This window comes from Endozoicomonas acroporae (assembly GCF_002864045.1).
Lineage (GTDB): Bacteria > Pseudomonadota > Gammaproteobacteria > Pseudomonadales > Endozoicomonadaceae > Endozoicomonas > Endozoicomonas acroporae.
Window position 1 is genome coordinate 25,914 of the sequence record NZ_PJPV01000010.1, and the last position, 11,544, is coordinate 37,457.

Consider the following 11,544-nt stretch of genomic DNA (forward strand, 5'->3'; position numbering starts at 1 on the left):
AGCAATCATTGAATGAAAGGTTTTGCATGTACTTTCGACGTTCCCCTGTTTCCATGGCTGTTTTTGCTGCCCTGGTTTCTGTCAGTGGTCTGACCTCCGCCGCTACGATTGACCTCCGGGTTGTTGAAACAACCGACCTTCACGCCAATGTTATGGATTTTGATTATTACAAGGGCAAGCCCACCGAACAGTTTGGACTTGCCCGTGTCGCAACGCTGGTCAAACAGGCCCGTGCCGAAGTTGACAACAGTGTTCTGGTGGACAATGGCGATCTGTTGCAGGGCTCGCCAATGGGCGATTACATGGCCGACAAAGGCCTTGAGCAAGGGGATATGCACCCGGTCTACAAAGCCATGAACCTGCTCGATTATGACGTAGGCAATATTGGTAACCACGAGTTCAATTACGGTCTGGACTTTCTGAATGAAGCCATTAATGATGCCCGCTTCCCCTATATAAGCGCTAACGTAGTGGATGCCAAAACCGGCAAAAACCTCTACCAGCCTTATCTCATCAAGAGCCAGCAGTTTAAGGATTCCGATGGCAAGCTGCAGACCGTCAAGGTTGGCTACATCGGTTTCGTACCACCACAGATCATGCAGTGGGACCGTAAGCATCTTGAAGGAAAAGTGGTCGCTTTCGACATCGTTGAGTCGGCAAAAAAGTTCGTGCCACAAATGAAAGCCGAAGGGGCTGATATTATCATTGCCATTCCACACTCCGGCATGAGCAGCGAGCCATACAAAGCCATGGCGGAAAACTCCACCTACTATCTATCTCTGGTGGAAGGCATTGATGCCCTGATGTTTGGTCACTCCCACGGCGTTTTTCCGGCAGAGGCTTATGCTGAGATCCCCGGCGTCGATGTGGAAAAAGGGACGATCAACGGCGTACCCGCGGTTATGCCAGGTCGCTGGGGCAGCCATCTGGGGCTGGTTGATTTGCAGCTGGACAACCGCAGTGGCAAATGGGAAGTGGTTGATGCCCGGGCAACCACTCGCGCTATTTTTAATACCAGGACCAATAGCTCCAAGGCTAAGTCTTACAGGGACATAGTTAACATCATCAAAAAAGAGCACCAGGGCACCCTGGAATTTGTTAACCAGCCTATTGGCAAGGCTTCTGATCAGATGTACAGCTATCTGGCACTGGTGCAGGATGACCCCACCGTGCAGATCGTGAACAATGCACAGAGAGATTACGTTGAGCGCTTTATCCAGGGCGATCCTGATCTGGAAGGTATTCCTGTTATCTCCGCTGCCGCCCCTTTCAAAGCCGGTGGTCGTAAAAATGATCCGACTGGCTACACCGAAGTGGAAGCAGGCACCCTGACCTTCCGTAATGCTGCCGACCTGTACCTCTATCCCAATACACTGGTAGCCCTGAAAGTCACCGGAAAAGAGGTGAAAAACTGGCTGGAGCGCTCTGCAGGTCAGTTCAATCAGATCAATCCTGACAGTACCGAACCACAACCTCTGCTGAACTGGGATGGTTTCCAGACCTACAACTTTGACGTGATGGATGGGGTTGATTATCAGATTGATGTGACCCAGCCCGCCCGTTTTGATGCCAACGGTATTCAGGTAAACGACTCTCACCGTATCATCAACCTGACTTACCAGGGTAAGCCGGTGAAAGCGGACCAGGCATTTATTATCGCTACCAACAACTATCGTGCTTACGGCGGTGGTAACTTTGCCGGAACGGGGGATAAGTTCGTCGCGTTTGCTTCTCCTGATGAAAACCGAACTGTTCTTTCTGCGTATATTACGGCTCAGACCAAAAAGAACGGTCAGGTGATTCCAAGTGCTGACAACAACTGGCGTCTGGCACCCATCAGGTCAGACAAAAAATTGAACATTACCTTTGAAACCGGGAACTCCAAAAGCGCGGAACGTTTCATTGCAAAACAGGCAGCTTATCCCTTGAAAAAGCAGGGACAGGATGAAACAGGTTTTGCGCTGTACCAGATAGATCTGAGCAAATAATTGCTTGAGATTCATTCCGGGGGGTAGACCGGGCAAAGCGCCCGGCCTGCCTTCTGGCCTGAACCGTTTGATCAGGAAATGCGGAAGTTATTTCAGGGCAGTTCCTGAGCGTGATTTTTCCGTCAGCCGGTAGACAATTGACCAGTCCAGCGGCTTTTTGAAAAATGGATCCTTGCTGTTTTCCAGAAACGCCCGGCGCAGGCTGTAGTAATCATAGTGATCGTCATCAAAGACAACCATTTGGTCTGTTTTGTCCAGGCAGAACGGACATTCCCTGATCCGCGCAACAACTCTGGGCTGGAGCTGCTCGAAGGCTGGAACGGACAAGCTGCGCAGGTATTTTTGCCAGGGTTCCCATGTTCTCAGGAAGCCCTCCAGGGCATCTTCAGAACAGTGCTGTTCGATTTCCATGGCGGCCTGGTTAATATGCCACTGGGAAACCCGGCTACAGGCTCTGAACAGCATGTCCTGAGTTGCGCCTGGCAGGTTAAAGCGCTTGCGCAAACCAATCTGATAAGCCAGCTCTACTTCAATCGGACTGACGAAATACATGATGTTAATATGACGTCTGGCAATCTCTTTCACCGCTTCCAGAATCATCATTTGCCGTCCCAGGGCGCGCAATTCTGTGGGGTCGCTGTCCGGATGCATAGCCATGGTTTCTGCTGATCTGGACAGCTCCAGTGTTTCCAGGTCATCCAGAGCCAGTATAACCCGGTCGTCACAAGTACTGGTGGCATGGTGTATGCGCATCAGGGCGTTTTCCTGAATCTCTTGATTACCGCTGAGCAGCGACATGACCCCTAACACTCGTTGGGCCAGTATCCGCTGTGTTACGCGGTTCTGGTAATCTGCAGTACCGGTCAGGCGTTGCAGATAATAAGTCAGGCTTTGCTCCTGGTCAGGCCGCAGATCGAGGATTGGGGTGGGTGAGTGAGATTGTGCAAGATTCGCCCAAAATGTAAAAGCCTCTTCAAACGTGTTAAATGTGCGCGCTGGTACCCCCTGCGATTCAGCTACATAAAATTGCATGCCTTCTGGTTGTTCATGTTCAAGCTGGGCGAGTAACGCCGCTGGCAACCCGGTATTTTCCAGATAAACCTTGCGTAAACGCAATTCCTGACCGTCCGTCCTCCAGCCCAGTTCTGTAATCCAGTGAGGCAGGGCGGTCAAGCTAACGCAGCCAGAGAGATCAAGATCGCCACCGAGCTTGATCCTGGCAGGCAGTTCTCTCAGGTTGGTACAATCTTTCAGGATAAGATTGCCACCTATTTCCAGTAAAGTATCTGACGCTATTCTCAGTTCTGTGCAACCTTCAAGGGTAAGGTTTCGGCCCACCTTGAGGGTTTGCGGCAGCCACTCCAGATTGGTACAACCCTTGAGGTATAGGTTTTCCGGTATGTTCATACCATTGGGCAGTTCCCTGAGAGTGGTGCAGTTAATAAGGCTAAGGGTCGCCAGTACCGAGAGATTTTCTGGCAGTTTTTGCAGATTGTAACAATCGTTAAGAAACAGGCTGCGCCTGACAATCAGGTCATCGGGCAAATATTTAAGTCCGGAGCAACCGTTGAGCAGAAGGTTCTCCCCCACAAAGAAATTGGTCGGTAAAGTCTCCAGGCTATGGCATTCGTTAAGCTCAGCACTTAATCCCACGGTAAGGTTTTCAGGCAGAGCCCTGAGGCGGGGGCAAGCCTTAAGGAAGAGGGTCCGCCCCACGAAGAAGTTTTGCGGTAACTCAGGCAGTTGGCTGAAACCCTCAAAATCAACACTGAACAGCACGTACAGGTGTTTGGGAACAGCCTGAATCCTGCTGCGCTGGGGCCGGCTGAGAGTGGGAAACAGATCGCCATTAATTTTATAGCAGAGGTTATCGGAAACATTACCCTCCCTCATCAACCGGATCATTTCGGTTGGGTCGGTCTCCCGGACTTTAATGACTGAGAATTCCGATAAAAGTTTAACGTTATGTGGGAACAGTGCATCAATGGACAATGAATCGCGGCGTATAAGATTTTCTGGCACTGGGCCGTTAGCGTCAGTATCCGGACATTGCGTTGTTTCACTTACACTCGTACCAATATTGTGTGCAGGGAGGTTGCTCAGTGCTGTTGCGTTCATATCATCATTTTACGGCTGTGAGTAATGTAAAAGGATCACAACTGATTGATGAAGTTCACTTTTTCTGGTGTTACTGCAAAAATAATACGGACAGGCGGTGCCAGGTGGATATGAGAAGCCAGCCGCCAGCCCCCTCATCAAGCGCTGAGAGAGGGCCGGGTGGATGTTGCCATTATGAAGAATTCCTGAATGTCTATCCTAGCGAGAGCGCTTTTTCGGATGAGGGCTGAAACGTTTGGTACTGCCTTTGACTTTCCTGGCCTGCACTTCGTTCTTTTTCAGCCGATCCTGCGGCTTTTTGTGGAAGGCGGGTGCGGGTGACAGGTCCACCAGTGCGGCAAGCGCGTCGATATCCTGTTTTTCCAGCTCCTGGAACTGCCCCTGACGCAGGTGATCAGGAATGATCATGCTGCCAAAACGGACCCGCTTCAAACGGCTGACTTTCAGATCCTGGGATTCCCAGAGACGACGGACTTCACGGTTACGCCCTTCAAGAATACAGACGTGAAACCAATGGTTAATGCCAGTACCGCCGGAGTCCACAATATCGGTAAAACGAGCCATGCCGTCTTCCAGCTCGACACCTTCAAACAGGTTTTTCACTTTCTGCTGGGTAATATCACCCATGACCCGCACGGCGTACTCCCGTTCAATGGAGTGGGAGGGGTGCATCAGGCGGCTGGCCAGTTCACCATCGTTGGTAAACAGCAGCAGACCGGAGGTATTGAGGTCCAGGCGGCCGATGGAGATCCAGCGCTCGCCCTTCAGTTTAGGGAGTTTATCAAAGACCGTTGGACGGCCTTCCTTATCAGAACGGCTGCAGATTTCGCCTTCAGGTTTGTTATAAGCGATGACACGGCGAATACCAGAGGCGTAGGCGTCCAGCTTAATTACCCGGCCGTCCACGGCAATAACGTCGGCCAGGTCTGCACGGTCGCCCAGGCTGGCTTTGACACCGTTGACACTGATGCGTCCTTCAGTGATCCAGCGCTCCATCTCACGGCGTGAGCCAAGGCCAGCGCCCGCCAGGATCTTTTGCAGTTTTTCGCCCTGCGGAGGGAGTGTAGTTTCTGTGGTCATGGGATATCGGCGGGGTCTCCGCCCGGAATTTAACAAGAGGGAACGCAGTATAACGGGAGGTTCGGGTACAAACAATCCGGTTGAGCCGCAGTGAAATAAAGTAAGTAGCTAACCATATGAAATCATATATTTCTGACTCCTTGTTCAGGCACTCTGCTTCGTTACAACTCCGGTCACATAGCTACGGCTATGCTCCCTCCGTTGTGCCTCGCATAGCACCTGCCCAAGTAGCCAGAAATATATGATTCCATATGGCCAGCTACTTAAACAGGTGAAATAAAGAAGAGGAATGGAACCTGATAATCATTTTGTGGTCAAACGGCGGTGTTTATAGCCTCAGCCAGCAGGGTTTTATTCTGAAAACAATATTACCAGCCTACTACCATGCACAGTCTGCTGTCCGGGTTGACCAGAGAGCCGGTTTCAGCGGGATTCCAGAACACCCGGGAAATACATTTAACGGTAAAAGGGTCGCAAACTATCAGCCTCATCGAATGGCCGCTGCCACCCCGGATTACGGCAAGTGTACTGAGGATGACTTCTGGTGGAAAAAAAGATTATATGGGCATCGAATCACCCCGTCTGGTGTGCTTGCAGCCTACGGAAATGATAGATCGTCTCTTAGAAGTGGCTTCTTCCTGCTCAAACTTTGCCTGCAGAACATTCTGCATGACAATAAAAAAGTGACTCCGGATCAGGTGATTCAGGAATTCAACCGGAAACCAGATCAAAACAACAAGTACCAAATAGCGATAGCGCGCTTTAAGTCGGAATGCTGCCTGAAGGGCCTGGTGTTAAATGGCCAGCAGGTCACTCCGGATGCGGTGGTTAAGGGTTATCAGGACGTTAAAGCAACACTGGAGCTGGCACGCTTTAAGTCGGAATGCTGCCTGAAGGGGTTGCTGTTGGCTGGCCAACCGGTCACACCGGATATGGTGGTTAACGATTTTCCGGATAGTCCGCAAGGCAAACTGGGGAGAGCGCGCTTTAAGTCGGAATGCTGCCTGAAGGGCCTGACGTTAAATGGTCAGCCGGTCTCACCGGATGCGGTAGTGAAGGATTTCCCGGATAGCCCGGAAGGCAAACTGGGGATAGCGCGCTTCAAAGAGGAGTGTTGCATGAGAGGGCTGGCGTTGAATGGCCAGCCGGTCTCACCGGATGCGGTGGTGAAGGATTTCCCGGATAATCCGAAAGGTCGGCTGGGGATCGCGCGCTTCAAAGCGGAATGTTGCCTGAAACGCCTGTCATTGAATGGCCGACAGATCACACCGGAGGCAGTGGTTAAGGGCTATCAGGCAGTCGGGGCAAGATTGGAACTGGCGCGCTTCAAATCGGAATGTTGCCTGAGGGACCTGCCGTTGAATGGTCTGCGGGTCACACCGGAAGAGGTGGTGGAGGATTACCCGGGTAGTCCGGAAGGCAAACGGGGAGTGGCGCACTTCCAAGAGGAATGTTGCCTGAGAGGGCTGCCGCTGAATGGCCAGCAGGTTTCACCGGATACGGTGGTTAACGGTTACCGGGCCACTAAATCAGTACTGGGGCTGGCGCACTTTATGGAACAGTGTTGGCTGCGGGGGGTGGCGCTAAATGGCCAGCCGGTCAGGCCGGATGCTGTGTTTAAGAGTTTCCCGGATAATGATACCGGTGGCAAGCTCGGAAGAGCGCGCTTTAAGGAACTCTGTTGCCTGAAGGGCACGGTGTTGAATGGCCGACAGGTTACCCCTGATGAGGTGATTGAGGATTATCAGTCAGCCAATGCAATGCTTGAGCTGGCACGCTTCAAGGCGGAATGTTGCCTGAGGGGCCTGATGGTGAAGGGCCAGCAGGTCACACCGGATACCGTGGTCAGGGATTATAAGGTAGCCAGGGCAACTCTGGAGCTAGGGCGCTTCAAAGCAGAATGTTGCCTGAGGGGGCTGCGATTGAATGGCCAGCAGGTCACACCGGATGCCGTGATCAAGGATTATGAACGGGGGGGGTGGTTGCTCGAAAGAGCGATTTTTTATTCCCGGTTGGCATTGAATGCCAGAGAATTGAATGGCAGCTATCTGGATAACCTGAAAGTACTGGAGGCGTTTAATGAAGCCCCCGGAAATCATGCCGCAAGGCAGATTGAATACCTGATGCACAGGTTGCAACAACCTCAGCGATACGATGAAAGCAATGATGCTCAGGAGGTCATCCAAAAGGCCTGGCAACTTCTGGACAGCATATTGATCAAAGATAAGCAACAACGATTGCGGTGTATATTGATATTCATGGCTATGCAGAATGGATTGACCATTGATCATCAGAGATTGTCCGCAGAACAGGTATTGCATTCCATCCAGACACTGAGGCCTTCATTTCAGAATTCGCGCATCTATTTCTTTTTCCTGAAACACTGTTATATCACTGGACAGCCTGTTTATGGACGAAGAATCCAAAGACATCAGGTGTTGGAATGCCTTAAGGGTTTTCCTGAAGGAAGTAAACAGCGCCACGCTTTAGGGCGCGGCCTTGAACAGTGCCTCCGCGAAACAGGTACAGTGAATAAGTTTCTGTTTAATCCGGAAAATGCTGTCGCCTGTGATAGTCGGTACAGATACGCAGCCTCTGCCAGTCACCATGCGGCTTCTGTTGCCGTTCGTAGAGAGTACCCGGTATCGTACAGACCTGAATTGAATAGACAGACCACAGATAACTTCCGGTCTGGCTTTTTGCCCGGTCATGGAAACAGATACTCAAGCAACTGTGTCAATAACGCCGGATATGGCTATAGAGGCCAACTGCCCGACGTGATCCCGATTTTAGAATACCCTGGTCAAAGAGAAAAAGCGGTAGAAGGATCCGTGGCCAATTCCGGCAGGGAACATCCATTCCCTTACCAGCCCCGCGAATACTGGTATGAAACAGAAAAAGCAGAAAATACGTTCACTACAGGCAGAGCGGGTTGTCCGGATCATCAGGTTCCGCAGTTAAATGCGCTAACGCTGAGAACACTGGAGATTATTCAGGTAATTAATGACGCTTATCCCTATCCCCCCATCCTGATTACCGGTTCGTATGCGCGTTACTTACAAAACCGCTGCTCGTCATTCAACGACATAGACCTTATCTGCACCGCGGAAGAGCCTGCCAGAGCCCTGTTTGGACAGCTGCGCGCATTGAATACCGACAGAGATTCAGAAATCCCCAAAAGTGTTATCATCGGGCCAGTCCCGGGATGTCCGGTGATTAAACTGCCAAAAGCTTTCAATATTTATTTGACAGACGGTGATCTGGGTGCCAAGGCAATGGGGCTGCAGGTCAGTGTGGACGACAGAGTAGCCCATCAAAACAAGGCAAGACTGGCCATTTATGTTCCCGGCGTAGAGAGGCCAGTGTGGTGTTTGTCGTTTGCTGAAGAAACCAGATTGTTGAACGATACGCTGAAATTTCTCACCGAGAACCTCGATCCGCTGACTGAGCAGTTGCAAAAAGGAGCGGCATTTGCCTTGCCCCGAACCATTCTTTTTAACACCCCCCAAAACACCAGTGACCGTATTTATGGTTTGCTGATACGCTCTTTGCTTACCCTGAATAAAGCCCGGCAGTTTATTGCACTGCACGCTCAAGGAGCCCCCGGAAACCTGGACGACCGGACAAATCAGGGGCAAGAGCGCCGACGCCTTTATGCATTGACTCAGAATCTTCACATGAAATTGCTCAGCCATATTTGGCGTAAGGGTTTTGAGCACAGAGTGAATGGCTGGCTATCGGCCTTTCAGCCAGTTAATGATTACCAATTCAAGAAAAAGGAATTTGTCAAAACACTGCTTGCGATGATGCAGCCTGAATAAGGAAAACCCAACTCGATGAACTCTGGTTGTATCGGTGTATTGAGCGACAGCAACCTAACCCTAACGACAGCCAGAAGAAAGGTGCCAACGATGGACGTCAAAATAGCTACGTAAATGAGAACATGGTCTACCTGACCAATAAACGGCACCTGATTAACCTTCTTGCTCAACTCCCACAACAGCGGTTGGAACATGGCAAGGGTAAAAATAAATTGCCACATACGGACACCGCAGCAGGCAAGCGTTATCAGATGGGACGCGCTTATTGGGTTGGGCTGAGTTACACTTTAATGGTCACAGGCCCTGATTTGACTCATCAAAATATTATTCCAATGACTGAACCTATTGGGAAAGCAAGCTGTCTATGGGGAGTAAATATCTATCGTTAGAAGGTTTATTTATGACTCCACCAAGTGCAAATACCGGATTGGCAAACGCTGTTAACGGACCACTAAGCAACAGCTATGACCAGAATGATTCTGCCTTGCCAGAGAATGCTCAGCATGCGGGCGGTATTTTTCGGAGTCGCGCCACTGAAGATCTTCAGCACAGTCTGGCCGTTGGTGCTCGGGCTGCCAGTGCTGTTTTGCCTGCCCATAATTATATGAATCCAGCATTGGGTGGAACTGATAATCCATCGGTTGTGAGATTTACGGTTGGCTCAGATGATGAGAGTTCTGATGACGATGCTTCACCCTTATCCTCCCTCAGTTCAGGTCCTGGTTCAGAACTCGGTGGCTTCATGGGGTTGGAGCAAACGTTAGAGAGCCTTCTTCTGGTAAAGGAGGCGGATTCCACTGAAGGTGCTGTAGGGGGCTGCGTTCATGGTGGCGGTGAGCTGATTCTGGAGGAGTCTCTGACATCAAGCCTGAATGAACTGGCGTCAATATCTTCTGCGGGGAAGGGCGGTAAAGATAAGGCCGTTGAAAGTGTCAGGAAAGAACTTGGTGAAACGATCGCTGACTCTTTCACAACAGCCAGACTGGAAGAATTGCATACCATTGCCTGTAGACTCGAGTCGTGGCAGAAAACGAATTGCAGATTACTTGAAAAATGTAAAGTTAACTCCTTCGACACTTACATACCCGATCTCACTACCCGGGGAATGGTTCCAATAAAGTTCGATGATCTAATCAACGGTATTATTAATACAGGTGTTATGTCTGATCTTGGCAAAGGGCTTGATAAAATTGATAGTTATCTGAGAGGGTGTGATGTAACGATGCTACGCCACCGTCATCGTCTTTGCACAGATATGAGCAAAGACGTCCATCAGCCAATACTTGCCTTGTCATTTTACCAGGAAAATATATTAGACTCACAATTTCCAGATGAGCTTTTTGATGGCGAAGAATTACCAGATTTCACTTACCTTCTTGATGGCGATAAAAATAAAGACTGGAACCACCTTGCCCATGAGTTGGATGCTTATTTTCAACCGGTATTTCAGGAGCTGGGTGAGGTTGGGGGGGGGGTTCCAGCAGACACTCTGGAAGAATACTTCCAGAGTGTCGTTGATTAATGAAAGGTTTCATCGGGCTCTTCAGGCTGGGAAGAAATGGCCTCTTCAGAGGATTGCTCATCAGAAGCCTGGCTTTCTGCAGGTGTGGTTAATTTATCTTCAGTGAGTTCAGAGCTCTGTTGTTCCATATCTTCTTCCAGTTGCAGGGCCGGTATTTTCTGCTTCTTGATCAAGTCATTAAAGCCAGTGGGCAATTCGGCTTCCATGGCATCCAGTTCATCGAACAGCTCCTGGGCCGAACGCTCTTTGATGACTTCCTGGTCTGCCAGCTCCGGCTGTTCTAACGTACCGCCTGCTGCCGCCAGCGCTTCGGCAATCTCTTCCGGGATTTCCAGAGCCTTGGCGATTTCTTCCAGGTCCCGGATTTCCGACAGCGGCGGCAGTTCATTCAGGTTCTGCAGGTTGAAGTAATCCAGGAATTGCCGGGTGGTGGCAAACATGGCGGGTCTGCCGGGCACATCCCGGTGGCCGACAACGCGAACCCACTCCCGCTCCTGCAGGGTGCGTATGATATTACTGCTGACACTGACGCCACGAATATCTTCAATTTCTCCCCGGGTAATGGGCTGGCGATAGGCGATCAGGGCCAGGGTTTCCAGAAGGGCACGGGTATAGCGCTGAGGTTTTTCGTCCCATAGACCGCCAATCCAGGGAGCCATGGCCTGACGAACCTGAAAGCGGAAGCCGGACGCTACTTGCTTCAGTTCAAAGGCCCGGCCCTCGCAGGCGTCAGATACTTTGACCAGGGCTTCACGGATTTCATTGCCATCAGGGCGATTGTCTTCCGGAAAGAGGGCCGCCAGTTGTTCAATCGTCAGTGGACGACTGCTGGCCATGATCGCTGCTTCCAGAATCAGTGAGAGATCAGGCTTTTCGCTCATTGATATTTTCCATGTTATTCAATCTTAGGAGCCTGTTGGACTTAAGACTGTCCTACTGCGGTTGCGATAAATTGGTCTAAAAATTCCTGCTTCTTCGTCAAATAGCCCCGCTATTCTCCTCAGAAGCAGAAATT

Annotated in this window: 8 protein-coding genes; 4 read left to right on the forward strand and 4 right to left on the reverse strand. The window is 50.6% G+C overall.

All coding sequences use genetic code 11. The features are described 5' to 3' along the window. The first annotated feature begins 26 nt into the window (after positions 1–26). On the forward strand, positions 27–1,988 hold the full coding sequence (locus CX664_RS02410) for a bifunctional 2',3'-cyclic-nucleotide 2'-phosphodiesterase/3'-nucleotidase (RefSeq protein WP_101745187.1): 1,962 nt from the start codon (positions 27–29) through the stop codon (positions 1,986–1,988). Positions 1,989–2,075: 87 nt separating this feature from the next. Here CX664_RS02410 and CX664_RS02415 read toward each other — a convergent pair whose 3' ends face one another. Together CX664_RS02415 and rluB are read right to left on the reverse strand one after the other, a co-directional pair. Then, a complete protein-coding gene (locus CX664_RS02415) occupies positions 2,076–4,106 on the reverse strand; it encodes an NEL-type E3 ubiquitin ligase domain-containing protein (protein WP_101745188.1) in 2,031 nt (676 codons plus the stop codon). A 198-nt stretch (positions 4,107–4,304) separates the two neighbouring features. After that, positions 4,305–5,186, reverse strand: coding sequence for a 23S rRNA pseudouridine(2605) synthase RluB (rluB, locus tag CX664_RS02420; RefSeq protein WP_101745189.1), 882 nt, complete (start codon positions 5,184–5,186; stop codon positions 4,305–4,307). A 308-nt stretch (positions 5,187–5,494) separates the two neighbouring features. On the opposite strand from rluB, the gene CX664_RS02425 reads away from it, so the two are divergent. Continuing rightward, a complete protein-coding gene (locus CX664_RS02425) occupies positions 5,495–9,007 on the forward strand; it encodes a hypothetical protein (RefSeq protein WP_101745190.1) in 3,513 nt (1,170 codons plus the stop codon). Here the strand turns inward: CX664_RS02425 and CX664_RS28040 are convergent. Then, on the reverse strand, positions 8,947–9,228 hold the full coding sequence (locus tag CX664_RS28040; RefSeq protein WP_101745191.1) for an SbmA/BacA-like family transporter: 282 nt from the start codon (positions 9,226–9,228) through the stop codon (positions 8,947–8,949). The two genes, CX664_RS02425 and CX664_RS28040, sit on opposite strands and share 61 nt — an antisense overlap. On the opposite strand from CX664_RS28040, the gene CX664_RS26135 reads away from it, so the two are divergent. Both CX664_RS26135 and CX664_RS02435 read left to right on the forward strand, forming a co-directional pair. Next, positions 9,130–9,396, forward strand: a complete 267-nt coding sequence (locus CX664_RS26135; protein WP_180966351.1) for a hypothetical protein — start codon at positions 9,130–9,132, stop codon at positions 9,394–9,396. The genes CX664_RS28040 and CX664_RS26135 overlap by 99 nt on opposite strands. 11 nt (positions 9,397–9,407) lie before the next feature. Further along, positions 9,408–10,529 carry a hypothetical protein gene (locus CX664_RS02435; protein WP_101745192.1) on the forward strand — a complete coding sequence of 374 codons (1,122 nt, stop codon included), beginning with the start codon at positions 9,408–9,410 and terminating at the stop codon, positions 10,527–10,529. On the opposite strand, the gene scpB is transcribed toward CX664_RS02435, so the two are convergent. Further along, positions 10,526–11,410: an SMC-Scp complex subunit ScpB gene (scpB, locus tag CX664_RS02440; RefSeq protein ID WP_206679209.1), complete on the reverse strand. Its 885-nt coding sequence runs from the start codon at positions 11,408–11,410 to the stop codon at positions 10,526–10,528. The genes CX664_RS02435 and scpB overlap by 4 nt on opposite strands. Positions 11,411–11,544 lie beyond the last annotated feature (134 nt).

Bases quoted from the DNA above. Each gene is read 5' to 3' on its own strand.
- CX664_RS02410 (WP_101745187.1), top strand. From the start codon at position 27: ATGTACTTTCGACGTTCCCCTGTTTCCATGGCTGTTTTTGCTGCCCTG.
- CX664_RS02415 (WP_101745188.1), bottom strand. From the start codon at position 4,106: ATGAACGCAACAGCACTGAGCAACCTCCCTGCACACAATATTGGTACG.
- rluB (WP_101745189.1), bottom strand. From the start codon at position 5,186: ATGACCACAGAAACTACACTCCCTCCGCAGGGCGAAAAACTGCAAAAG.
- CX664_RS26135 (WP_180966351.1), top strand. From the start codon at position 9,130: ATGGTCTACCTGACCAATAAACGGCACCTGATTAACCTTCTTGCTCAA.
- CX664_RS28040 (WP_101745191.1), bottom strand. From the start codon at position 9,228: ATGTGGCAATTTATTTTTACCCTTGCCATGTTCCAACCGCTGTTGTGG.
- CX664_RS02435 (WP_101745192.1), top strand. From the start codon at position 9,408: ATGACTCCACCAAGTGCAAATACCGGATTGGCAAACGCTGTTAACGGA.
- scpB (WP_206679209.1), bottom strand. From the start codon at position 11,410: ATGAGCGAAAAGCCTGATCTCTCACTGATTCTGGAAGCAGCGATCATG.